21 protein-coding genes are annotated in these 23,489 nt (G+C 39.7%); 11 read left to right on the top strand and 10 right to left on the bottom strand.

Going from position 1 to position 23,489, the window contains the following annotated elements:
- Positions 1 to 24: 24 nt before the first annotated feature.
- From HPE63_RS03745 to ettA, 3 genes are all read left to right on the top strand, one after another.
- Positions 25 to 1,008: a Gfo/Idh/MocA family protein gene (locus tag HPE63_RS03745; RefSeq protein ID WP_188312878.1), complete on the top strand. Its 984-nt coding sequence runs from the start codon at positions 25 to 27 to the stop codon at positions 1,006 to 1,008.
- A gap of 73 nt (positions 1,009 to 1,081) precedes the next feature.
- Complete coding sequence (locus tag HPE63_RS03740) at positions 1,082 to 1,264, top strand: CAL67264 family membrane protein (RefSeq protein WP_188312877.1); 183 nt, start codon at positions 1,082 to 1,084, stop codon at positions 1,262 to 1,264.
- A 46-nt stretch (positions 1,265 to 1,310) separates the two neighbouring features.
- Positions 1,311 to 3,002 (top strand): energy-dependent translational throttle protein EttA, encoded by a 1,692-nt coding sequence (ettA, locus tag HPE63_RS03735; RefSeq protein WP_188312876.1) that lies wholly within the window; start codon positions 1,311 to 1,313, stop codon positions 3,000 to 3,002.
- Between the two features lie 123 nt (positions 3,003 to 3,125).
- Here the strand turns inward: ettA and HPE63_RS03730 are convergent, their stop codons facing one another.
- Positions 3,126 to 3,953 (bottom strand): MBL fold metallo-hydrolase, encoded by an 828-nt coding sequence (locus HPE63_RS03730; RefSeq protein WP_188312875.1) that lies wholly within the window; start codon positions 3,951 to 3,953, stop codon positions 3,126 to 3,128.
- Positions 3,954 to 4,557: 604 nt separating this feature from the next.
- On the opposite strand from HPE63_RS03730, the gene HPE63_RS03725 reads away from it, so the two are divergent.
- A complete protein-coding gene (locus tag HPE63_RS03725; RefSeq protein ID WP_188312874.1) occupies positions 4,558 to 5,445 on the top strand; it encodes a hypothetical protein in 888 nt (295 codons plus the stop codon).
- A 74-nt stretch (positions 5,446 to 5,519) separates the two neighbouring features.
- Here HPE63_RS03725 and fumC read toward each other — a convergent pair whose 3' ends face one another.
- A complete protein-coding gene (fumC, locus tag HPE63_RS03720) occupies positions 5,520 to 6,917 on the bottom strand; it encodes a class II fumarate hydratase (RefSeq protein WP_188312873.1) in 1,398 nt (465 codons plus the stop codon).
- Positions 6,918 to 7,071: 154 nt separating this feature from the next.
- Here fumC and HPE63_RS03715 point away from each other — a divergent pair, with 154 nt between their 5' ends.
- Positions 7,072 to 7,248 carry a hypothetical protein gene (locus tag HPE63_RS03715; RefSeq protein WP_188312872.1) on the top strand — a complete coding sequence of 59 codons (177 nt, stop codon included), beginning with the start codon at positions 7,072 to 7,074 and terminating at the stop codon, positions 7,246 to 7,248.
- A 49-nt stretch (positions 7,249 to 7,297) separates the two neighbouring features.
- Here HPE63_RS03715 and HPE63_RS03710 read toward each other — a convergent pair whose 3' ends face one another.
- From HPE63_RS03710 to prfB, 5 genes are all read right to left on the bottom strand, one after another.
- Positions 7,298 to 9,811: a TonB-dependent receptor domain-containing protein gene (locus HPE63_RS03710; RefSeq protein ID WP_188312871.1), complete on the bottom strand. Its 2,514-nt coding sequence runs from the start codon at positions 9,809 to 9,811 to the stop codon at positions 7,298 to 7,300.
- Positions 9,812 to 9,824: 13 nt separating this feature from the next.
- The gene (locus HPE63_RS03705; RefSeq protein ID WP_188312870.1) at positions 9,825 to 10,343 is read right to left on the bottom strand and encodes a hypothetical protein; all 519 of its coding nucleotides are present in this window, start codon (positions 10,341 to 10,343) and stop codon (positions 9,825 to 9,827) included.
- 150 nt (positions 10,344 to 10,493) lie between these two features.
- Complete coding sequence (arsC, locus tag HPE63_RS03700; protein WP_188312869.1) at positions 10,494 to 10,841, bottom strand: arsenate reductase (glutaredoxin); 348 nt, start codon at positions 10,839 to 10,841, stop codon at positions 10,494 to 10,496.
- A gap of 17 nt (positions 10,842 to 10,858) precedes the next feature.
- On the bottom strand, positions 10,859 to 11,476 hold the full coding sequence (locus HPE63_RS03695) for an HAD family hydrolase (RefSeq protein WP_188312868.1): 618 nt from the start codon (positions 11,474 to 11,476) through the stop codon (positions 10,859 to 10,861).
- 18 nt (positions 11,477 to 11,494) lie between these two features.
- Positions 11,495 to 12,593, bottom strand: a protein-coding gene (gene prfB, locus HPE63_RS03690) for a peptide chain release factor 2 (protein WP_188312867.1) whose coding sequence is annotated in 2 segments (ribosomal slippage) — positions 11,495 to 12,529 and positions 12,531 to 12,593 — 1,098 coding nt in all. Because the reading frame shifts where the segments join, the coding sequence is not laid out codon by codon here.
- A gap of 96 nt (positions 12,594 to 12,689) precedes the next feature.
- Between prfB and HPE63_RS03685 the strand changes: the two genes are divergently transcribed.
- Positions 12,690 to 15,104 carry a zinc-dependent metalloprotease gene (locus tag HPE63_RS03685; protein ID WP_188313154.1) on the top strand — a complete coding sequence of 805 codons (2,415 nt, stop codon included), beginning with the start codon at positions 12,690 to 12,692 and terminating at the stop codon, positions 15,102 to 15,104.
- Between the two features lie 84 nt (positions 15,105 to 15,188).
- Entirely contained in the window at positions 15,189 to 16,211 is a 1,023-nt protein-coding gene (locus HPE63_RS03680; RefSeq protein WP_188312866.1) for a threonine aldolase family protein, read from the top strand.
- Here the strand turns inward: HPE63_RS03680 and HPE63_RS03675 are convergent.
- Positions 16,206 to 16,529 carry a YegP family protein gene (locus HPE63_RS03675; RefSeq protein ID WP_188312865.1) on the bottom strand — a complete coding sequence of 108 codons (324 nt, stop codon included), beginning with the start codon at positions 16,527 to 16,529 and terminating at the stop codon, positions 16,206 to 16,208. The genes HPE63_RS03680 and HPE63_RS03675 overlap by 6 nt on opposite strands.
- A gap of 218 nt (positions 16,530 to 16,747) precedes the next feature.
- On the opposite strand from HPE63_RS03675, the gene HPE63_RS03670 reads away from it, so the two are divergent.
- Positions 16,748 to 17,848, top strand: a complete 1,101-nt coding sequence (locus tag HPE63_RS03670; protein ID WP_188312864.1) for an OmpA family protein — start codon at positions 16,748 to 16,750, stop codon at positions 17,846 to 17,848.
- A gap of 74 nt (positions 17,849 to 17,922) precedes the next feature.
- On the opposite strand, the gene HPE63_RS03665 is transcribed toward HPE63_RS03670, so the two are convergent.
- Together HPE63_RS03665 and HPE63_RS03660 are read right to left on the bottom strand one after the other, a co-directional pair.
- Positions 17,923 to 18,375, bottom strand: a complete 453-nt coding sequence (locus HPE63_RS03665; RefSeq protein ID WP_188312863.1) for a thioredoxin family protein — start codon at positions 18,373 to 18,375, stop codon at positions 17,923 to 17,925.
- 42 nt (positions 18,376 to 18,417) lie between these two features.
- Complete coding sequence (locus HPE63_RS03660) at positions 18,418 to 18,744, bottom strand: YbaB/EbfC family nucleoid-associated protein (protein WP_188312862.1); 327 nt, start codon at positions 18,742 to 18,744, stop codon at positions 18,418 to 18,420.
- Between the two features lie 61 nt (positions 18,745 to 18,805).
- Between HPE63_RS03660 and HPE63_RS03655 the strand changes: the two genes are divergently transcribed.
- The 3 genes from HPE63_RS03655 to HPE63_RS03645 all read left to right on the top strand — a co-directional run bounded on the left by HPE63_RS03655 (position 18,806) and on the right by HPE63_RS03645 (position 23,446).
- Positions 18,806 to 20,944 (top strand): S9 family peptidase, encoded by a 2,139-nt coding sequence (locus HPE63_RS03655; protein WP_223198034.1) that lies wholly within the window; start codon positions 18,806 to 18,808, stop codon positions 20,942 to 20,944.
- 75 nt (positions 20,945 to 21,019) lie between these two features.
- Positions 21,020 to 22,060 carry a PLP-dependent cysteine synthase family protein gene (locus HPE63_RS03650; protein ID WP_188313152.1) on the top strand — a complete coding sequence of 347 codons (1,041 nt, stop codon included), beginning with the start codon at positions 21,020 to 21,022 and terminating at the stop codon, positions 22,058 to 22,060.
- 126 nt (positions 22,061 to 22,186) lie between these two features.
- Entirely contained in the window at positions 22,187 to 23,446 is a 1,260-nt protein-coding gene (locus HPE63_RS03645) for an aminotransferase class I/II-fold pyridoxal phosphate-dependent enzyme (protein ID WP_188312861.1), read from the top strand.
- Positions 23,447 to 23,489: the final 43 nt, after the last annotated feature.

Here is a 23,489-nt window from a genome sequence, read left to right as displayed (position 1 = left end):
TTTTGGGTATAATTTAAAATGAATATGGAACAAAAGATTCGATGGGGAATTATTGGTTTAGGGGGCATTGCCCGTAAATTCGCTAATGACCTCAACCTTGTGGCCAATGCTGAAATTATAGCGGTTGCCTCAAGAAGTATGGATAAAGCCAAGGATTTTGCTGGGCAATTCCATGCAAAACATGCCTTTGGTAGTTATGATGACTTGTTCCAATGCACGGAGGTGGATGTTGTCTATATTGCTACACCCCATACAGGTCATAAAGAATGGAGTATCAAAGCCATGAACCGTGGGAAACATGTGCTATGTGAGAAACCCATGGGAATGGTACGGTCTGATATTGAAGAGATGATTACCGTGGCGAAAAAGAATCAGGTTTTTCTTATGGAAGCACTTTGGTCCCGTTTCAACCCGTCTATAAAGAAGGTAAAGGCGCTGGTTGATGCTGGTGAAATAGGGGATTTGGGTTATTTACATGCCGATTTTGCTTTTTATGCATTGGATAGGCCTGAGGAAGGTCGGTTGCTGAATCCTGAACTGGGAGGTGGTTCCCTGCTCGATATCGGTATCTATCCAGTATTCCTTTCTTATCTGTTACTTGGAATGCCAGAAACCATTAAATCGGCTTCAAAATTTTATAAGACAGGGGTAGAGATTCAGACCTCCATGTTATTTGAGTATCACAAAGCACAGGCTATTTTATATAGTGGGTTGACCTCGGGGTCTAAAATGGAGGCCGAGATATCGGGGAGTACAGGGTCTTTGTTCCTAAGCCCACAATGGCATATCGCACAAGGATATTCCTTAAAAAAAGGGGATGTTGTTGAACATGTTAAGCTACCAACTCCTGGCTATGGGTATACCTATGAAATCGAAGAGGTAAATTCTTGCCTACAAAATGGGAAGTTGGAAAGTGAATTATGGAGTCTTCAAAACAGTTTGGACTTGGCCGAATTATTGGAAACGATACGCGTCAAAAATGGAATCAAATTTCCTTTTGAACAATAAAATCAGAGGCTTTACGCTGAAATCATCTAAAATTTACGATATTTGGAATTACCAAAATCCAAACGAACTAAAAATGGGAATGAATAAAAATACCGTATTGGCCTGGGCAACTTTTATAATGATATTCGTAGGATTTGCACTAATTGCCCTCGGGGCCTTTCGATATGATGAAGTTGCTGGATGGGGATTTGCCTCAGTAGGAATCGGTTTTTTCGCCATTGCTTGGGTTTTCAACGCGCTTAAAGGAAGGGTTTAATAATCCAAAGTATCCAAATAACCATTAATTTTATAATCACTATCCTATGTCTGACGATAAGAAGGTCATTTTCTCTATGTCTGGGGTTACAAAGACCTATAAAAACGCAAACACCCCTGTTCTCAAAAATATTTATCTAAGTTTCTTCTATGGTGCTAAGATTGGCATTTTAGGGCTAAATGGCTCGGGTAAATCCACCTTATTGAGGATTATCGCAGGTACCGATAAAAACTACCAAGGCGATGTGGTTTTTTCACCGGGTTATAAGGTAGGATACTTGGAACAGGAACCCCAACTGGACGAATCGAAAACAGTCTTGGAAGTGGTACGGGAAGGTGCGGCAGAAACCGTGGCTATTTTGGATGAGTACAACAAGATCAATGATATGTTCGCACTGCCCGAGGTTTATGAGGATGCCGATAAGATGCAAAAACTTATGGATCGCCAAGCTGCTTTACAAGATGAAATCGATGCGGCCAATGCGTGGGAATTGGACACCAAATTGGAGATAGCTATGGATGCCCTACGTACACCAGAGCCTGATATGAAAATCGGGGTGCTATCAGGTGGGGAACGAAGGCGGGTGGCCCTTTGTAGACTGTTATTACAGGAACCTGAAATTTTATTGTTGGATGAACCTACCAACCACTTGGATGCTGAATCGGTACATTGGTTAGAACATCATTTGGCGCAATATAAAGGTACGGTCATCGCGGTAACCCATGACCGTTATTTCTTGGATAACGTAGCAGGTTGGATTTTGGAACTCGATCGTGGGGAGGGCATCCCCTGGAAAGGCAATTATTCAAGTTGGTTAGATCAGAAGTCTAAAAGATTGGCCCAAGAGAGCAAGACAGCCTCAAAACGTCAAAAAACTTTGGAAAGGGAGTTGGAATGGGTACGTCAGGGTGCAAAGGGAAGGCAGACTAAACAGAAGGCCCGTTTAAAAAATTATGACAAACTCATGAGTCAGGATCAAAAACAACTCGATGAGAAATTAGAAATCTATATTCCGAATGGTCCACGTTTAGGAACCAATGTCATAGAGGCAAAAGGCGTAAGCAAGGCATACGGCGATAAATTATTGTATGAACACCTGAACTTTACATTACCTCAAGCCGGTATTGTGGGGGTTATTGGTCCGAATGGTGCTGGGAAGACCACTATTTTTCGAATGATAATGGGTGAGGAAACTCCGGACAAGGGGGAGTTCATTGTGGGAGATACCGCTAAGATTGCTTATGTTGACCAAAGCCATTCCAATATTGACCCTGAAAAAACCATTTGGCAAAATTTCAGTGATGAACAAGAGTTGATTATGATGGGCGGACGCCAAGTTAATTCAAGAGCTTATTTAAGCAGATTCAATTTTTCTGGGAATGAGCAGAATAAAAAAGTAAGCATGCTTTCCGGAGGGGAAAGGAACCGTTTGCATTTGGCCATGACCTTAAAGGAAGAAGGTAACGTACTACTCTTAGATGAACCTACCAATGATTTGGATGTCAATACATTACGTGCCTTAGAAGAAGGTTTGGAAAATTTTGCCGGCTGCGCTGTGGTCATCTCCCATGATAGATGGTTCTTGGATCGGATATGTACCCATATTTTGGCCTTTGAAGGTAATTCCCAAGTCTATTTCTTCGAAGGATCATTCTCGGATTATGAGGAAAACAAGAAAAAACGTTTAGGCGGTGACTTGATTCCCAAACGTCTAAAGTATAAGAAACTGATAAGATGATTTACGTTTAGAATTTCGATTTACGGTGCCAAAAATGGTTTTCGATACTGAATAACAAGATGTTTTATGTTTTAGTATTGCGCAAACACTTCAACCCCCGAATTCAAATTTTGTATTTATACCTCAAAAATCATCATTAGGATACCAGTCCAATTGAATGACTTCAATATCTGCATTACCCTTAGAAACTAGTTCTTTAAATTTGGCAACGTCGCTTACATTGGGATTGCCCCTATAATGATACGGATACACTTGCTGGGGTTTAAACTCCAATACCGCATCCGCGGCACGGTCAACCGGCATCGTATAGGGTAAGTTCATGCAGATAAAAGCTTTGTCTATATTTTGTAATGCCCTCATTTCTGGAATATCCTCCGTATCCCCAGAAATGTAGATCCTTTGATCACCCATGTTCAGTACATATCCATTACCACGACCTATTTCATGGAATTTTTTGGCCTCTTCCCTTAGATTGTACATGGGAATGGCCTCAACTTTTATTGAATAGCGTTCTTTGGATTCCCCATTATTAAGTATATCGACCTGAGGGGTGAATTCCTTCGGTAATAAATCGGCAACAGCCTTTGGTACCATGATTTTGGCCCTTTGGGTATTCAAGGTTTGCAAAGTTTCCAAACTAAAATGGTCTCCGTGGATATCGGTGATCAAAATAAGATCAGGTTGTTTTTGGTCTTTAAAAGCTTCAGCCCCTCCCACTGGATCAATGTAAATTACAATGTCATTCCATTCCAGAACCGCAGTGGCATGTTCAATTGGAATTATTTTCACTTCTTTCACAGTTGTGTTCGTATAGGAAGGTGTTATTGGGGTTTCACGGAATGCCGTATTAGGCTCGGAATCGAGCATTGGTGATTCCGAGGATTTTTTCGCATCCTTACAGCCTATAATACTTAGGCCAATTGTCAACAATGTCAATATTATTCTGTTCATACTTTTTTTAGTTAAGTCCAATTACAAATTTAATACCATTTCAACATCTTCAATCCTTGATTTTCGATAGTTATGAATACAGTATCCAATTTTACTTGAATATAATACATTTATATTCCATTACTAATTTTTTATCAAACCATTATAATTTTAAGATCTTGTAGCCGATCAGTTATCCCAATACACCAGACTAACGGCAATTTTTCAATGTTCCAAGTCAACTCCATTCAAATCAATTAAAATCAAAGATTCCACGGTTTGAACAGATTATCAGCAAAAAAGCGTCGCCTTCCCTAATCCATTATTTTTTTCGCAATTTTCCAAGCCCTCCTTTATCCTTAGGTTTTAGTCTAAAAATTTACTCTAATCAAGCACTTTTTAAATTAAGTAAGTTTTTGAATTACAAGTCATTAAACGAAAATATAATAATCCCCTGGTCGATGTTACCTACTTTATACCCCCATAAATTTATGATTTGAGATCGTATTGCATAAAAAATGTTAAATTTTTTTACTCCAAAAAAATCCAATATTAAAATTGAACCGTATATAAACCACGAACAAACACTTTAATAAAAGTAAAAAAGTTAATTAATTTTAAGATTATGACTGAAACAAAGAATAACAATGGATTAAAAGTATTGGCAGGTTTGCTAGGTGTGGTACTTTTGGGTGTGATCATTTACACCGTTAGTCTTTACCAAGACAAGAAAAAGACCGAAACTGTGCTAATCAAAGAGAAAGAATTAGTGGTTGAGGACTTAAACAGCTTAAAGTCTGAGTATGACAAAGCTATTTTGGAAAGCAATGCTACTAACGAGGAGTTGGTAACAGCAAGGGATAATATTGCAAAATACCTTGATTCTGTTAAGACTATGAAAGCTGATATTGCAACGTTGTCTAGATATAGAAGACAAGTAAGTGTTTTAAAAGCTGAAAGAGAGCAATTGCTTAAGCAGGTAGATTCGTTGACCAGATCGAATACATTGATCGCCATGCAACGTGATAGTACTTATGTAGAATTGGAAAAACAAACGGTTTTCAACGATTCTTTAGTTGTACAGAACACACAATTGGCCGATGCTGTTGAAAAAGGTTCTGCTTTGAATCTTTCTAAATTCAATGTAGATGCTGTTAAAGAGCGTACTAGCGGTAAATTGGTCTCTACTTCAAGAGCAGGAAGAACTGACAAGTTTAAAATCTGTTTCACAGTTGCCGATAACGTAATTGCGGAAGCCGGTGATAGGGAGTTTTATTTAGAGGTTCTTGATCCCCAAGGAAATGTTCTTGGAGAGAGCTATTCAAAAACCAATGAAGGCGGTGCTTCTGTTACATATAGTAAAGGAACCAATTTCTACTATGAAAACAAGTCTTTGGACGTTTGTGATTATATCAGTAAGCCAGCAGGTGATTTCCAAAAAGGAAATTATATGGTAAATGTTTATGATGACAAATTGAAATTGTTGGGAACTTCTAAGTTCACCTTAAAATAGTACACACTATCCATTTATATAAAAAGGGGCAATCGTAATTGATTGCCCCTTTTTTTTGATTTGATTTAAGTGGTTTATTTTAAGCTACCTACCATCTCTTCAGGTTTTACCCATTCATCATAGTCTTCCGCTGTGACATACCCTAGGTTAACAGCTTCCTCTTTCAAGGTTGTACCATTTTTATGCGCCGTATTCGCTATTTCAGCAGCTTTGTAATAGCCTATTTTAGTATTTAGGGCAGTTACCAGCATCAATGAGTTGTTCAATAACTGTTTGATTACCTCATGGTTCGGCTCAATTCCCACAGCACAATTCACATCAAAGCTTACACAGGCATCACCAAGCAGTTGGGCTGATTGCAAAAAGTTCGATGCCATTACAGGTTTAAAAACATTAAGTTCGTAATGGCCCTGTGTTCCGCCAACGGTAATGGCCACATCATTGCCCATGACCTGGGCGCAAACCATGGTTAGGGCTTCACATTGGGTAGGGTTCACTTTTCCAGGCATTATGGAGCTCCCTGGTTCATTGGCAGGAATAATAATCTCCCCAATACCAGAACGCGGACCGGAGGCCATCATTCGAATGTCATTGGCAATTTTGTTTAATGAGACCGCCAATTGTTTCAATGCCCCATGACTTTCTACAATGGCATCATGGGCAGCAAGGGCCTCGAATTTATTTTCTGCTGTTTTAAAAGGTAATCCAGTGAATTTTGAAATATAGTGTGCCACTAAAACGTCATATCCCTTTGGGGTGTTTAGTCCAGTTCCTACTGCGGTTCCGCCAAGGGCCAATTCACTGAGATGGTCCAAGGTATTGTTCAGGGCTTTCAGACCATGTTCCAATTGGGAGGTATAACCTGAAAATTCCTGACCTAAGGTTAGGGGAGTGGCATCCATTAAATGCGTACGCCCTATTTTAACCACATTCTTAAAATCCCGTGATTTTTTAGCCAAGGTGTCCTTTAGTTGTGTTACACCGGGAATCGTTACTTCTATCAACTTTTTATAGGCTGCAATATGCATGCCTGTAGGGAAAGTGTCGTTGGAAGATTGTGATTTGTTTACATCATCATTGGGTTGAATGGTCTTTTCCCCTTCGCCAATGACTTTACCTGCAATTTCGTGGGCGCGATTGGCAATTACTTCGTTCACGTTCATATTGCTTTGTGTGCCGGAACCTGTTTGCCAAATGACCAAAGGAAATTGGTCGTCGTGCTTGCCTTCCAATATTTCATCACAAACCGTGGCGATCAAATCGCGTTTTGCCACATCCAATACGCCCAATTCATGATTGGCGTACGCTGCCGCTTTCTTCAAATAGGCAAAACCATAAACAATATCCAAGGGCATGGAAGCCACAGGACCAATTTTGAAATTATTCCGGGATCGTTCAGTCTGTGCACCCCAATATTTATCGGAAGGTACCTCGACTTTCCCCATCGTGTCTTTTTCAATTCTGAAACTCATAATAAGGTATTTTGGTTTCTTGCAAAGGTACTCCATTAGTAAATTTTAAGAGGTGCCAAGAAACTTAATTTTTAAGAAAATGGAGATTTTTTTTGCATTTGATTTGCTCTTTTGATTCTTTTCAAACTATCTTTGTGTCATTAAATAAGTACAGATGTTCGAATTTGACCAATATTTAGGATTTTTAGCATTCTTGACCATTTTGACCATTGGCTTCTGGTTAATGATATTCTTAATTACCTTCGTGGTTCCGTATTGGTTGTTTGGGAACATTCGGGAAATGATAATAGAAAAACGCAAGGCCAAAAGGGCTGCGCGATTGGAAGAATAAAAAAGGAAGCCGTTTGGCTTCCTTTTTGTTTAAGTTGAAATCATAAATTCTATCCTTCAAACTCCATATCCCCCTCGTCACCACCACCATTTCTTTGGCCATTTCTATTTCTTTGGTTTTGTGGCTGGTTGAACCTATATAAAAAGGACAATGTAATCTGACGTTGTCGCCATTGAAATTCACTATAAGTAAAAACATTATCAGTTCTGGTTTCGCTTCTGCGTTTACGCGTATTGAAGAGGTCACTGACATTCAATGAAACCGTGGCTTTATCTTTTACCACATCTTTACTAAAGGCCAGGTTTGTGCTCAACATGCTTTTATATTTTGATTGAGCACTTACAGAGGGCCCCATATAAAACACATTGGTTTGAAAATCTATGGCAGCTGGTAAAGGCAATTTGCCGCTAAATCTCGTGAACCAGGTGAAATTATCCGAATCGAAATTTTGGGTAATTACCTCGTCCTGAAAATTAGTATAAACATAATCCCCTTTCAATTGTTGTTGGAAAAGGTTCAGGTTCCAACTTAGCCTCCAATCCTTTTTTGGGACATAGGAAGTTGTAAACTCCATGCCATACCGACTTTCCGTAGCCAAATTGATCGGGGTCCTTACTTGTACAGGAACTATGACCGGATTGGCAGGGTCGTCCGGATTCTCGATCTCAACAAAATCCCCTCTTTCCTGAGTAATAAATTGAAATACTCCGGTAGAATGATTGTAATAGGCCGAGGTGTTGAAAGTGAACTTATCCCATCTCCTAAGATACCCTAGGTCAAAGGCATTGGTATAGGTAGGATCCAGATTCGGATTACCTTGAAAAAGATTCGTGTTACTTGATCTGGAGGGGAACGGATTTATAAATCTGGAACGTGGTCTGCGTAATCTTCGACTATAACTAATGGTGAATTGTTCTTGTTCTGAAAACTCATACCCCAAGAATAAGGATGGAAACCAATCTACATAGGTCTTATTGTTTACTTCATTGCTATTCACCAGTTCAACCCCAATATCGGAGGCTTCCATGCGAAGTCCTCCCAAAATATTGAACTTTTTAATCTTGGTTCCTAATTGGGTATAGGCCGAATTCACATATTCCTTATAGTTGAGCTCGTTACTAAAGTCCGGGTCGCTATTAAGGACTCCGTCGGAAAGGATCCCAAAATTAAAATCGGTATTGAAATCGTTGAAAGTACCCCGGTATCCTAATTCAAATTGTGATGCATCGTCCTTACCAAAAGGTAATACATAATCCATTTGCACTAATTGTCTTATTTGACTTTCATCATTAATGGTCTGCTCGGTCGGAAAGTTGCTGTTTTCGCCTACAAGGGTTTCATTGATAATCGAATTCTCTAGCTCACTCCCAGTTGAGTATTGATAGTCCATCGTAAGTTCATGACCATCTTTTTCAAAATTCTTTTTGTAATTTACAGAATACTGTATATCCTCATCCTCATCGATTTCTGTGGAGTATCGGTTTCTTTCGATGGTGGGGTTCATTAACGCATCAAAGTTGAAAAAATCAATATCGGTATAATCGTTTCCACTAGATTTTCTATATACAAAAGAATTGGTGATGCTACTGTTCCCATCAATGAAATATTCAAAACCGATATTGGTGTTAATGCCATCATCCTGCCTTTCGTATTTTCTGATTTCATCCTGAAAACTGGCGGTACTACCATCGGGGTTAAAGTTTTCTTGCTCAAAAAGAGCGTTGCCAGGGCCACTTCGATAGCGATAGGAAGTATTCGTAAATATATTGAACTTATCCCTTCTTAGATTGAGACTTAGATTCGCTCCATAAGATTCAGGGTTACCAACGTTTAAGGTTACCGAACCATTGACACCAGCGGTTTTACTTTGCTTAAGGATAATATTGAGTATTCCAGCAGTCCCCTCGGCATCATAACGGGCCGATGGGTTTGTTATGACTTCTACTCTATCAATGGCCTCTGCGGGTAATTGTTGTAAGGCTTCCGTACTCAGGCCAGAGAGGGCAGAAGGTTTGCCGTTGATAAGTATACGTACACTTTCATTGCCTCGAAGGCTTATGTTCCCTTCTACATCTACGGTGACCGAAGGAACATTGTCTAGAACATCGGTAACCGACCCTCCTTTTACCGTAAGGTCAGATCCCACATTATATATTTTTTTATCCAAGCGGAGTTCAACAGTGGTTCGTTCCCCGGTTACCAGAACCTCTTGTAATTGTTCTACATCAATGGCTAATTTTATGGTCCCCAAATCTGTGGAAGATCTCAGGTTCTGACTCTCCAACGTAAAGGTCTTATAAGAAATGAATTCAACCCTAAGATTATATCTGCCGGGCAGGGTCTCAACATTGAATTTACCGGTTGCATCGGTGATTCCACCGGTAATCTTTTCGGGATTGCGTAAACTTTGTAAGATCAGGGTAGCGTATTCCAGGGGTTGTCCTGTATCTTGGTCTAAAACTATTCCTGTTATGTTTATCGGGTCGGGACGCTGTCCATGGGGTTGTTGTGCCAGTACAACGAAAGATGTTAATGATAGCATTAACTGGAAGAGTTTTTTCATGTATTTGATTTAGTTAGCCTTGATCTGTCTTTTTTTTCTTTTTTTGCCTTTTCTCCTTCTTTTTTTTCTCCTTCTTGGTTTTTGAGACCCCTTTTTTCTGAAGTTCGACAAATGCCTCGTATTTTTCCAATGGAAGACCTGCTTTGAGTTCCTCGGTTTGCCGCTGGGTTATTTTATCCATTTGCTCCCGCATTTGGTCTGCATCCAACTTAAGAATTTGCATTTCTATACGTTCCTGCACATATTTTTTAAGGATACTGCTAAGCACAGCGGTTTCAAAATCGTTTAATTCAAGCGCACTAGCAATTTCGGGCATTTCATTATCAACAATTTCGTCGGCAGTTAAGGGTTCAGGTTCTTTTTGAGGGGTTTGGGCTTGGGGTATCGCAGTGCGTCCCCTGCCGTATCCTGTGCCTCTTCCACCGTATCCATATCCGCCATAGCCATTGCCATAACCGTATTGTGCCTGTAGTTCAACACCTGCCAATAATAAAGTGAACAGGACAATAAAAAATGTACTATTTATTTTCATGATCGTGGTTTTTAGATTTCAAAATTAGTAGATGGTTTAACCCTTAAAGGTTAAATCTTTGTTAATTCAATTTTCATAGTGTAGTTTATGAACAAGAAGGGTGCCAAAAAAGGGTTTTAGTATTTGGGTAAAATGTATTTAGGGGGTGTTCTAATCTTTTAAAAGTTCGAGAATATTCTCGACGGGTCTGCCGATAACGGCTTTATTTCCTTTTATGACAATTGGGCGTTCAATGAGTTTGGGGTATTCGACCATGGCCTCCAGAATTTCCGCTTCGCTTAAGGTTTTACCACGGTAATTCTCTTTCCAGACAACCTCATTTTTACGCACTAGATTTTCAGCCGGCATATTCAAATAGCCCAACACTTGTCTTAATTCATCTTTGGTCGGAATGTTTTCCAAATACTTGACAACCTCAAATTTTTTCCCGGATTTCTGCACAGCTTCCAGACCTTGACGCGATTTGGTACATCTTGGGTTATGGTAAATTTTTATCATTTTATTGGTGTTTTTTGTTAAATAGCAACGTTCATTGTCCTTAAATCATTTTGTAATTGCATAGCACTTTTGAAGTGGATTCCTTTGATTCCCAATTCTTCTGCGGCTTTTACATTATTAAGATTGTCATCGATAAACACAGCTTTCTCGGGGATAATGTTATATCGATCTAAGGTGATATTATATATTTTTTGCGACGGTTTTATTGTTTTTTCTGCCCCAGAAACAACTATTCCGTCAAAATACCGCAAGAATTCAAAACGTTGCTTCGCTACCGGGAAAGTCTCTGCGCTCCAATTGGTCAAGGCATAGAGGCCATGCATATTTAGTTGTTTTAGTTTCCTTAATATAGCTACCGAATCCGAAATAGCGCCTCCCAACATTTCTGGCCATCGGTCATAATATAATCTTATCCAAGTTTCATATTCTGGATATTGATTGACCAATAGCTCAGTACCCTCTTTCAAAGGCCTTCCGGCATCATGCGCCACATTCCATTCCGAAGTACAGATGTTGTTTAAGAACCAATCTACCTTTTCCTCGTCGCCATCGAAAACATCACGATAAACATATTTGGGATTCCAATCGATTAATACGCCCCCTAGATCAAAAATAATAGTGTCTATTGCACTCATTGAATTATTCCTTGCTAATTATTCTTCCCCTTTTTGCCCCATCATCATCAGAAAGGCCTTTAAGAATTGATCGATATTTCCATCCATCACAGCATCGACATTCCCCGTTTCCTCCCCAGTTCTGACATCCTTTACCAATTTATAGGGATGCATAACATAATTTCGAATTTGGGATCCCCATTCTATTTTCATTTTGGAAGATTCGATCTCATCCCGGGCTTCCATTTTCTTCCGTAGTTCAATCTCATACAATTGGGATTTCAACATTTTGAGGGCAGTGGCCCTGTTATCATGTTGAGAACGGGAATCGGAGCATGAAATCTGAATGCCTGAAGGCTTGTGAACCAGTTGCACTTTCGTTTCTACCTTATTTACATTTTGCCCACCGGCACCACTGGACCTTGCCGTGGTTATCTCAATATCCGCAGGGTTCACATCAATCTCTATACTATCATCGACCAGAGGATAAACATAAACCGAGGCGAATGAGGTGTGTCGCTTCGCATTACTGTCGAAAGGGGAAATTCGCACCAAGCGATGTACCCCATTTTCACCTTTGAGCCAACCAAAGGCATATTCCCCTTCTATCTCCAAAGTGACTGTTTTGATACCCGCGACATCACCTTCCTGATAGTTGAGCTCCTTGACCTTATAGCCATTTTTTTCGCTCCACATCATGTACATGCGCATTAGCATGGCCGCCCAATCACAACTTTCGGTACCACCCGCCCCAGCGGTGATCTGTAAAACGGCGGTTAGTTCATCGCCTTCTTCCGAAAGCATATTCTTGAACTCTAATTTCTCGATTAAATCAGTGGCTTTTTCATATTGGGCTACAACTTCGGCTTCTGATATTTCACCTTCTTTCTGAAATTCCAGTAATACCTCTAAATCACCCACCAAGGTCTTGGCAACATTGAAGTCATCGACCCAATGTTTCTTGGATTGTATGAATTTCATTTGTTCCTGGGCTTTTTTTGGGTCATCCCAAAAACTAGGAGCTAATGTTTTTTCTTCTTCGTTCTCTATCTCTACAAGCTTGGCATCTATGTCAAAGATACCTCCTTAACGCACCGAGGCGCTCAATGAGATCTTTGGATTGATCTACAGTTATCATCGTGTACTCTATTTTTAGCAAAAATAGGATTTAACTATGGTTGTGCAATCAATTTTATATAAATTTAGTCCATATCAAATCAAGTTGAAAAATATGATGAAAATTAGAAATATCCTTGCTATGTTCTTTTGTGTCGGACTATCTATTGGCAACGCACAATTTCTCGAAAAAAGTAAGGATTTCAGCAAATTTAGCGGTCTTTTCAATTTTTATCATGATGATCAGAACGATAAAATATATTTGGAAGTCGAAGACCTTGAAAATGATTTTCTCTATGTATATTCTTTAAGCAACGGAATTGGAAGCAATGATATTGGATTGGATCGGGGACAGCTTGGTAATGAACAAGTTGTTTTTTTTAGAAAAGCAGGAGGCAAATTGCTTTTGATTCAGCCTAATCTAAAATTCAGGGCTTTGACCGATAATGCGTTGGAACGAAAATCCGTGGAACAGGCCTTTGCCAAATCGGTATTATTCGGATTTAAGATCGAAGAAGAGCGGAATGGAAAATACATCATCGATATTACCGATTTTTTAATGCAGGATACCCATGGTGTGGCATCAAGATTAAAAAAATCAGAGCAAGGTACGTATAGTCTGGATCAATCAAAAAGTGCATTTGATTTGGAACGCACCAAAGCTTTCCCCAAAAATGTGGAATTTGATGTGACGCTTACCTTTAAGGGGGAGGCCACGGGGGATTATATAAGATCGGTTACTCCAAATGCCAATTTAGTGACTGTTGCCCAGCATCATTCTTTTATTGAATTACCCGATGATAAGTATAAAAAAAGGGTATTCGATACTCGATCGGGTTCATATCCGACCTCGTATTATGATTATTCTACCCCAGTTCAGGAATCATTAATCAAAAGGTTTATTACACGACATAGGTTAGAGCGGAAAGATCCTACTGCAACCTCGAGCGAGGCCGTGGAGCCCATTATCTATTATTTGGACAATGGCACCCCCGAGCCCATTCGTTCTGCACTTTTGGATGGAGGTAGATGGTGGAACCAAGCCTTTGAAGCCATTGGATATAAAAATGCCTTTCAATTGATCATGTTGCCCGACGATGTAGATCCTTTGGATGTTCGCTATAATGTAATCCAGTGGGTCCATCGTTCCACAAGGGGATGGAGTTATGGCGCCAGCATAACCGATCCAAGGACGGGGGAGATAATTAAAGGTCATGTAAGCCTCGGTAGTTTGCGTATTCGTCAGGATTTTTTAATAGCCCAAGCGTTGATGAATAAACCTTTTGCCAAAAGTGATGACAATTACCAACCAATGTTAGACCTAGCATTGGCTAGAATACGTCAACTTTCTGCCCATGAGATAGGGCATACGCTCGGTTTTGCCCATAATTATGCCGCTTCGACCAATGACAGGGCCTCGGTTATGGACTATCCACATCCTCAATTGTCTTTGAAAAATGGAGAAATAGATTTTTCAAATGCCTATGCTACGGGTATTGGGGAATGGGACAAGGTAACCGTTGCCTACTCTTATACCGACTTTCCGGAGGATGCTAATGAAAAGGAAGGTCTGAATAAAATCATGGATAATGCCATACAAAAAGGACTACGATATATCACGGATCAGGATGCCCGCCCCAAGGGTAGTGCACATGTATTGGCACACCTATGGGATAATGGTCAAAATGTGACCAAGGAGTTGGAGGATATGTTGAAATTAAGAACATCTGCCATAGATAATTTTTCGATTGACAATATTAGAACCGGGGAGCCGAATTCCGTATTGGAAGACGTTTTTGTGCCCCTCTACTTCTTTCATAGATACCAAACCGAAGCCGTGGCAAAGGTTGTAGGGGGTATGGAATACAATTATGTCGTCAAGGGTGACGGGCAACCGACGGTCGCGATAGTGGATAGAAAAGCACAACAAGAGGCATTATCGGCCCTATTAAAGACCTTGGATGCCCAGTGGATGGCTATTCCAAAGGAAAAATTGAACCTTTTCCCCCCAAGGGCTTTTGGTTATGGAAAAACAAGGGAATCCCTAAAGGGTAAAACAGGAGTTGCCTTTGATGCTTTGTCGGCACCGGAAACGGCCGCTGATATGACCTTGGAACTTTTGCTTCACCCTGAACGGGCTTCAAGGCTTATTCAACAAAAAGCCCTAGACCCTGATAATGTTGGTCTATTCGATGTTCTTGATGCCCTGATCAATAGTACGATCAACAAACAGCATAAAGATAGGTACTTTACCGAAGTGCAGCAGAGTATAAACTTTAGGGTGCTTTACCAAATCATGAACCTTGCGGCACAGGACAAAGTACATCCACAGGTTAATGCGATTGCACATCAGAAACTTAAAGCACTAAAAAATGGGTTAATGGAAAAAAGCGATGTTTATGCACAGGAAATGATCAGACGTATCAATGATTTCAATAAAGCACCAAGGAAATTTAAATTAATTGATGCCCCCAAGATTCCCGATGGTTCCCCTATTGGTATGGATTGTTTCAAAACCGTTGGCAGTGACTAGTAAGTATTGATTGGTAGGGCGTTAAAGGTAAAAACCTAAAGATACCAACTCCTAAACTTTTGTTGAACTTGAACTTAAGCTTAAATGAAGATAAACCTAATAAGTGATACTGTTACAAAACCTTCCCAAGGCATGTTGAAAGCCATGATGGCTGCAGAGGTAGGTGATGATGTTTTTAAGACAGACCCATCGATAAATGCTTTGGAAGCAAGGATGGCGAAGTTATTCGGTAAAGAGGCCGCTTTGTTTTTTCCAAGCGGTACTATGGCCAACCAGACGGCAATTAAATTGCATACCCAGCCTGGAGAGCAACTCATATGTGATAAATACGCCCATGTTTATAATTATGAGGGTGGGGGAGTTAGTTTTAATAGCGGTGTATCATGTAAATTAATAGACGGCCATAGAGGTATGATGCGGGCTGAACAAGTAGAGGCCGCTATAAATCCTCCTGATTTTTACCATAGTCCGTTGACGACTTTGGTGTGTATAGAGAATACGACCAATAAAGGAGGTGGCGCATGTTGGGATTTTGAAGAAATTAAAAAGATAAAGAAGGTATGTAACGACCATCAACTCGCCTATCACCTGGATGGTGCCAGAATTTGGAACGCCATGGTGGCCAATAACGAAACAGCTGGGCAATATGGTGAACTTTTCGACACGATCAGTGTTTGTTTTAGTAAGGGTCTTGGGTGTCCTGTGGGCTCGGTATTACTCGGTAGTAACGCCTTGATGGAAAAAGCTTTAAGGGTACGTAAAATATTAGGTGGCGGCATGCGACAGGCAGGGTATTTGGCTGCGGCAGCGCTCTATGCCTTGGACCATAACATCCCAAGATTGGCAAATGATCATCAAAAGGCTAAGGAAATAGGCATGGTTCTAGAAAGATTACCTTTTATTAAAAAGGTCGAACCCATTGAAACGAACATCATCATTTTTGAAATCGTGGAGAATCAAATTACCGAGGTCGATTTTCTGAATAAACTACTGAAACATGGTATATCGATTATAGGTATGGGGCAAGGTAAATTGCGTGTCGTAACCCATATGGACTATACAGATATCATGCATGATAAATTACTAAAAATCTTAAAAAACCTATAATTCTCCTAGATTCGTCATGGAGTTGATTCTTTTCTGCAGGTTTTTGATGCCATTTTCCAGTCCTGCTTCCGAAGTATAGTAAGGACTATGACCTATCAATTGGCCACTGGAATTCTTGATGCCAAACAAAAATAGCCCCTCGTGGTTGGTCTTTCTTTCAAATCGAATCGCATTCGTGTTAGCGGTGTTTAAGTCTTTGACCGTTTGTTGTATCTCCTCCTTGTTTTTAAATACAACACTCCTCAATAGCGTATGCCCACTTTGTGTTTTTAGCTCAAAACTATAGTGCTTCTTACCCCCTTTATTAATTTGTATCATCCTGTAGTAATCGGTTCTTAAATATAGTCATTTTGAGGGATTCAATAGGAATTTATTTTAAACGAAATGTAGTAAAAATCCTATAAAAATGCTTTTTATCGATATAATATGCATTTTGTCGATCATTAAGAGATCGATTTTTTGATGAACCAACTAAAGTTCCCTTAAGAATTATTTTCGCACCAAGTGAACATAAATAATAACAAACACTAATGATTATGAAAAGAGTTTTATTACTATTTGCAGTGATGACTGCATCAATTACCATGGCACAAGATTTGCCAACAAACCCTGAACCAGGCAAATGCTATGTTCGATGTACAACTCCTGACGTTTATGTCAACGAGACGATTACATTGACGATAAAACCAGCCTACAAAGTATTGAAAACCGTACCAGCGACGTTTAAAACAGTTACTGAAAGGGTTGAAACAAAAGCAGCCAGTAAGAAATTAACGGTTATACCAGAGAAATGGGGAACCGAGACACTTACTTATGTTTCCAAAGAAGGAGGAAATACGTTACGGATTTCGCCAGCTTCTTTTAGACCTAGTTCTGAAACCGTTGAAATTAAGCCAGCTTATGCCCAATGGGAATTGGGAGCCGCTGCTCCTGATTGTGCTTCAGGGAATCCTGATGATTGTAGATATTGGTGTTACAAAGGGTATCCTGCCGAGTTTACGACTATTGAAACCCAAGTATTGGGAACTGATGCCTCAGTATCCAAAACACCAATCGGCTCTCAAAACGCTACCTATACCAAAAGGGTATTGTTAGAGCCAGCTCGTGTAGTCGAAGAGGTTATTCCTGCACAGTACGACGTAATTACCAAAACTGTTTTGGATAAGGATGCCTATACCGTTGAGGAAACCATACCAGCTGTGACGAAAACAATTACCAAGGAAGTATTGAAAGAAAAAGGTGGGTTGACCACTTGGAATGAGGTTGAATGTTCTTTAGTTGAATATCAGGCTTTGCCCATAAACTGGGATTTGGGTAGCGCTACATTGACTGGCGAAGCCAAAAGAATCATCGACACAAGATTGATGCCTGTTTTACAACAAAATCCAGGGGTTAAATTAGAGATAGCCTCACATACCGATGTTAGAGGCAATGCTTCGTCCAATCAAGATCTTTCCGAGAGAAGGGCGAAGGCTGTAGCGGATTATTTAATTACAAAAGGTATTAATTCTAGCTTATTGGTCGCCAATGGTTACGGTGAGAACAAAGTTAAAAACAGATGTATGGAAGGGGTTTCCTGTACAGAAAGAGAGCATGCGGTTAATAGGAGAACAGAATTTAGATTGATCAATAACTAATAAGTTATAACACTAACCTAATAAAAAGGGCTTCTCGTAAAGAGAGGCCCTTTTTTCTTTCCTAGATTCAATAATTATTTGTACTTGTTCAATAAATTAAGATGATAGCTAATTTCCCCATTCATGCTATAACCAGAATATTCATCCAGTTCATTGCCCTTGGCATTTACTATTTTTATAAGCGGGAACACCCCTTTCTTGTTGTACTTCTTAAAAAGGGTATTATTATGCTGAATTTGCCCCGGTGTGAGTAAATCCTTATTCCTGGGCATATCCACATATAATAGAATATAATCATCTGAAAGCTCGTTGAACGCTTCTGAATCGAATAAATCGGTTTTCAGCTTCTTACATGGTGGGCACCAATCACTTCCTGTAAAATAAACCATGACATTCTTCTCCTCTTTTGTGGCCAATTTTAAGGCTTTGTCAAAGTCAGTGAGCCATTTAGACTCCCGTTCAACATCGGTATGGATCTGGGCATTAAAGAATAAGGGCACCAAGATTAAAAAAAATATACTTTTCATTATGTCGATTTTTTAACCATTGGCAAATAGCTTGCCAATGGTTTATTTTAATAACGAATCCAAACCGGGAATATTGGGTAATCCTTCCTTGGCAACTGCTGCCAATTCGGTTTCATTGACCTTTGTGGCTTTTTCTATGGCTTTGTTTAAGGTTAAGATCAGATAATCCTCTAACTGTTCCTTATCGCCCAACAAACGGTCATCAATAGTCAATTCCTTGATTACACGGTTGGCCGAAATAGAAACTGACAATAAACCATCGGATGATTGCTCCCTAAGGTATACGGTATCCAACCTCTTTTTAGTTGCTTCCACTTTTTCTTGGGTTTCCTTGAGTTTCCCCATCATACCCATCATATCTCCAAACATTGTTAGTTAATTATAAGTTATAGGTTCAAAATTACTAAATTGTGGCGATAAACAAATTTATATGCCACACTTAAGAAAAAGAATGCTAGTTTATCTGGTAAGCCTTACTTTTGGGCTTTCTTGCCAAAATGAAAAGCAAACCATGACCATTCACGATTCCCCCGTAGCCAAAAAAATTAAAAAGGAATTAACAATTCATAATGACATTAGGGTTGATGATTACTATTGGATGAATAATCGGGAAGATCCGGAGGTTATTGCCCATTTGGAAAGGGAAAACGCCTATTATGAAAAATTGACCGCCCATACGAAGCATTTCCAAGAAGAATTGTTCGAGGAAATGAAAGGACGTATCAAGGAAGATGACGCTTCGGTACCTTACAAGAAAAATGGATATTGGTATGTTACCCGATATGAAACGGGAAAGGAGTATCCCATTTATAGTAGACACAAGGGATCTTTGGGCTCGCCCGAGGAGATTATGTTCAACTGCAATGATATGGCCGAGGGCCATGAGTTTTTCAACTTAGGGGGTATCGCTATCAGTCCTGATAATAAACTGGCAGCATTCGGAATCGATACGGTTTCTAGAAGACAGTACACCATTCAAATCAAGAATCTTGAAACAGGAGAAATTTATAGTGATGTCATAGAGAACACCACAGGGGGATCTGTATGGGCCAATGATAATAAAACGTTGTTTTACAGTAAAAAGGATCCTGTAACCTTACGATCGGATAAAATATACAGGCATATATTCGGAACCAAGGCCGCCGAAGACATAATGGTTTTTCATGAGGAAGACGAGACTTTCGGGACCTATGTGTATAAATCCAAATCGAATAAATATTTGATTATTGGGAGCTATAGCACATTGACCTCCGAATTTAGGACGTTGAATGCCGAAACACCCTATGCCGATTTCCAGATTTTCTCACCACGGGAAAGAGGTTTGGAATATTCCATTGCCCACTATGATGATGCATTTTATGTATTGACCAATAAGGATAAGGCTAAAAATTTTAAGCTGATGAAGGTGGGGGAAAGCAATACCACATCGGAACATTGGAAAGAGTTTATTCCACATAGGGATGATGTATTGTTAGAGGATATTGATATTTTCAAGGATTATTATGTGCTATCTGAGCGTGAGAATGGTTTGAATAAATTAAAAATATCAAGATGGGATAAATCGGATAGTTACTATTTACCTTTTGAGAGTGAAACCTATACGGCCTATGTGAGTACGAATCCCGAATTTGATACAGATACCTTGCGGTATGCTTATAATGCCATGAACACCCCTAGTTCGGTTATTGATTTTAATATGCGGACTAAGGAAAAGGTGGTCAAAAAAGAACAGGAAGTACTAGGGGGCAAGTTCAAAAAGGAGAATTATAAGTCGGAACGCATCTGGGCTACGGCTCGTGATGGCGTAAAAATTCCCATGTCACTCGTGTATCATAAAGATACCAAGATCAATGGGAAGACTCCAGTTTTGCAATATGCCTATGGCTCTTATGGATCAACTATAGATCCATATTTCTCAACCGTTCGTTTAAGTTTGTTAGATCGTGGCTTTGTCTATGTAATCGCCCATATCCGAGGAGGGCAGTATTTGGGTAGAAATTGGTATGAAGATGGAAAACTCCTGAAAAAGAAAAATACATTTACCGATTTTATCGATTGCTCAAAATATTTGATAGAAAACAAGTATACAAGTGCCGACCATTTATATGCCATGGGAGGATCTGCAGGTGGGCTTTTGATGGGCGCAATAGTAAACATGGCGCCGGAACTATATAATGGGGTCATAGCGGCTGTACCCTTTGTTGATGTGATAACGACAATGTTGGACGATTCCATTCCGTTGACCACTGGAGAATATGATGAATGGGGTAACCCTCATGAAAAAGAATATTATGATTATATGAAATCATATTCCCCATACGATAATGTAAAACCACAAGATTATCCAAATATATTGGTAACCACGGGATTGCACGATTCCCAGGTACAATATTTCGAACCGGCAAAATGGGTGGCCAAATTAAGGGAACTTAAAACCGATACCAATCTACTCTTATTCGATATAAATATGGATGCAGGCCATGGAGGGGCTTCAGGACGTTTTGAATCCTTAAAGGAAGTGGCAAAGGAATATGCTTTTTTATTGGATTTAGAAGGAAAAATCGGATAATTAAAAAAAATAGTAATTTTGAACCGTAATTTTGACAATGGTTTCAATACCGGGATTCAAAACTTAGATGCCTTTATGGAACATAAGATTAATGCCTACGACAGTGTCCTCGACTTAATAGGAAACACTCCCCTAATCAAACTAAATAGATCAACCGCCCAATTTCAAGGTAACTATTATGCCAAAGTAGAGGCTTTTAATCCTGGTCATTCGACCAAAGATAGGATTGCATCTTTTATAATAGACGAAGCGGAAAAGAAAGGAATATTAACGGAAGGAAGCACAATAATTGAAACCACTTCTGGGAATACAGGCTTTAGCTTGGCCATGGTTAGTATAATTAAAGGGTATGATTGCATACTTGCTGTAAGTTCCAAATCTTCTCCTGATAAGATTGATATGCTGCGATCTATGGGTGCGAAAGTTTATGTTTGTCCTGCCCATGTAAGTGCCGATGATCCGAGGTCGTATTACGAGGTTGCCAAGCGTTTGCATGATGAAACGAAAGGATCGGTCTATATCAATCAGTATTTCAATGAATTGAATGTTGATGCGCACTATGCGTCTACAGGACCTGAAATTTGGGAACAGACGAATGGTCATATCACCCATTTGGTGGCATGCAGTGGCACGGGTGGTACTATTTCGGGAATAGCCAGATATCTAAAAGAAAAGAATTCGAATATAAACGTTATCGGTGTTGATGCTTTTGGTTCGGTACTAAAGAAATATCATGAAACTGGAAAATTCGACAACAAGGAGATTTATCCTTATAGAATCGAAGGATTAGGAAAGAATTTGATTCCTTCATCCACCGATTTTGATGTTATTGATGAATTTATAAAAGTCACCGATGAGGATAGTGCATATGCTGCTCGTGAATTGGCACGAACCGAAGGGATTTTCGCTGGATATACGAGCGGAGCGGCGATGCAGGCCCTAAGACAATTGGATGCCCTTGGTAAATTTGATAATGACAGTAATATCGTTGTGGTATTCCCTGATCATGGGTCCCGTTATATGAGCAAGATCTACAGTGATAAATGGATGGAGAACCAAGGATTTCTTGGAACAGAAGTCATGGAAGAAACACAAAGCGTCGAGTTTATAAAATAAGATTTGATAGCATTCTTTATACTAAAAGCAATGATGTCAGCATCATTGCTTTTTTTGTTAGTCGATAAATAAGTTATGAATGCTAATGAAAAATCAATACTTTTGCAGACAAACCAACTAAGTAAAATGAGAGACTTATTTGAAAGAATTATCGAGAATAAAGGTCCGTTGGGAAAATGGGCTTCCCAAGCGGAAGGATATTTTGTTTTTCCAAAATTAGAAGGTCCTATCTCCAATAGGATGAAATTCCAAGGAAAAGAGGTGATTACCTGGAGTATAAACGATTACTTGGGATTAGCCAATTTACCGGAGATAAAGAAAGTAGATGCCGAAGCTGCCGCCGAGTATGGATCGGCATATCCTATGGGAGCAAGGATGATGAGTGGACATACTGATTTTCATGAGCAACTGGAAAAGGAATTGGCCGCATTTGTAGATAAGGAATCTGCTTATTTATTAAATTTTGGGTATCAAGGAATGGTTTCCGCGATTGATGCTTTGGTCTCTAAAGATGACATTATTGTTTACGACGTAGACGCCCATGCCTGTATCATAGATGGTGTTCGGTTGCATATGGGGAAACGCTTTACTTTTAAGCATAACGATATTGATAGTCTGGAGAAAAACTTGGAACGCGCCACGAAAATGGCCGAACAAACAGGTGGCGGAATTTTAGTGATTTCGGAAGGTGTTTTTGGTATGCGGGGCGAACAAGGTAGGTTGAAGGAAATCGTAGCTTTAAAGAAGAAATTTAATTTTAGATTGTTCGTAGATGATGCCCACGGATTCGGTACGCTAGGTAAAACTGGTGCTGGAGCAGGACAGGAGCAAGGCGTTCAAGACGATATAGATGTGTATTTCGCCACTTTTGCCAAGTCTATGGCCGGTATTGGGGCTTTTTTGGCCGCAGATAAGGAAATAATCGATTATTTGAAATATAATTTACGTTCCCAAATGTTCGCCAAGTCACTACCCATGATTTATGTAAAGGGTGCCTTGAAACGTTTGGATATGTTACGGACCAGGCCAGAATTAAAGGCTAAACTTTGGGAGAATGTCAACGCCTTACAGAATGGACTAAAGGAAAGAGGTTTTGATATTGGAACCACTACGAGTTGTGTAACCCCGGTTTATTTAAGTGGTAGTATTCCTGAAGCAATGGCTTTGGTAAAAGACCTTCGTGAGAATTATGGCATATTCTGTTCTATTGTGGTGTATCCTGTAATTCCTAAAGGAATGATCCTTTTACGTCTTATACCTACATCAACACATACGATGGCCGATATTGATGAAACATTGGAGGCATTCTCTGCGATAAGGGAACGCTTACAAAACGGCACCTATAAAAGATTGTCTGCTGCAGTAGCGGCGGCCATGGGAGAATAATTAATATTGATTAATAGGGATAAGCCCCTTGGAATCCATTTGA

The sequence above is a fragment of the Maribacter arenosus genome (assembly GCF_014610845.1).
GTDB lineage: Bacteria > Bacteroidota > Bacteroidia > Flavobacteriales > Flavobacteriaceae > Maribacter_A > Maribacter_A arenosus.
This window is presented reverse-complemented; position numbering and strand designations above follow the sequence as displayed.

Coding starts and splice junctions, on each gene's coding strand:
- HPE63_RS03745 (WP_188312878.1), top strand. CDS start 25: ATGGAACAAAAGATTCGATGGGGAATTATTGGTTTAGGGGGCATTGCC.
- HPE63_RS03740 (WP_188312877.1), top strand. CDS start 1,082: ATGGGAATGAATAAAAATACCGTATTGGCCTGGGCAACTTTTATAATG.
- ettA (WP_188312876.1), top strand. CDS start 1,311: ATGTCTGACGATAAGAAGGTCATTTTCTCTATGTCTGGGGTTACAAAG.
- HPE63_RS03730 (WP_188312875.1), bottom strand. CDS start 3,953: ATGAACAGAATAATATTGACATTGTTGACAATTGGCCTAAGTATTATA.
- HPE63_RS03725 (WP_188312874.1), top strand. CDS start 4,558: ATGACTGAAACAAAGAATAACAATGGATTAAAAGTATTGGCAGGTTTG.
- fumC (WP_188312873.1), bottom strand. CDS start 6,917: ATGAGTTTCAGAATTGAAAAAGACACGATGGGGAAAGTCGAGGTACCT.
- HPE63_RS03715 (WP_188312872.1), top strand. CDS start 7,072: ATGTTCGAATTTGACCAATATTTAGGATTTTTAGCATTCTTGACCATT.
- HPE63_RS03710 (WP_188312871.1), bottom strand. CDS start 9,811: ATGAAAAAACTCTTCCAGTTAATGCTATCATTAACATCTTTCGTTGTA.
- HPE63_RS03705 (WP_188312870.1), bottom strand. CDS start 10,343: ATGAAAATAAATAGTACATTTTTTATTGTCCTGTTCACTTTATTATTG.
- arsC (WP_188312869.1), bottom strand. CDS start 10,841: ATGATAAAAATTTACCATAACCCAAGATGTACCAAATCGCGTCAAGGT.
- HPE63_RS03695 (WP_188312868.1), bottom strand. CDS start 11,476: ATGAGTGCAATAGACACTATTATTTTTGATCTAGGGGGCGTATTAATC.
- HPE63_RS03685 (WP_188313154.1), top strand. CDS start 12,690: ATGAAAATTAGAAATATCCTTGCTATGTTCTTTTGTGTCGGACTATCT.
- HPE63_RS03680 (WP_188312866.1), top strand. CDS start 15,189: ATGAAGATAAACCTAATAAGTGATACTGTTACAAAACCTTCCCAAGGC.
- HPE63_RS03675 (WP_188312865.1), bottom strand. CDS start 16,529: ATGATACAAATTAATAAAGGGGGTAAGAAGCACTATAGTTTTGAGCTA.
- HPE63_RS03670 (WP_188312864.1), top strand. CDS start 16,748: ATGAAAAGAGTTTTATTACTATTTGCAGTGATGACTGCATCAATTACC.
- HPE63_RS03665 (WP_188312863.1), bottom strand. CDS start 18,375: ATGAAAAGTATATTTTTTTTAATCTTGGTGCCCTTATTCTTTAATGCC.
- HPE63_RS03660 (WP_188312862.1), bottom strand. CDS start 18,744: ATGTTTGGAGATATGATGGGTATGATGGGGAAACTCAAGGAAACCCAA.
- HPE63_RS03655 (WP_223198034.1), top strand. CDS start 18,806: ATGCCACACTTAAGAAAAAGAATGCTAGTTTATCTGGTAAGCCTTACT.
- HPE63_RS03650 (WP_188313152.1), top strand. CDS start 21,020: ATGGAACATAAGATTAATGCCTACGACAGTGTCCTCGACTTAATAGGA.
- HPE63_RS03645 (WP_188312861.1), top strand. CDS start 22,187: ATGAGAGACTTATTTGAAAGAATTATCGAGAATAAAGGTCCGTTGGGA.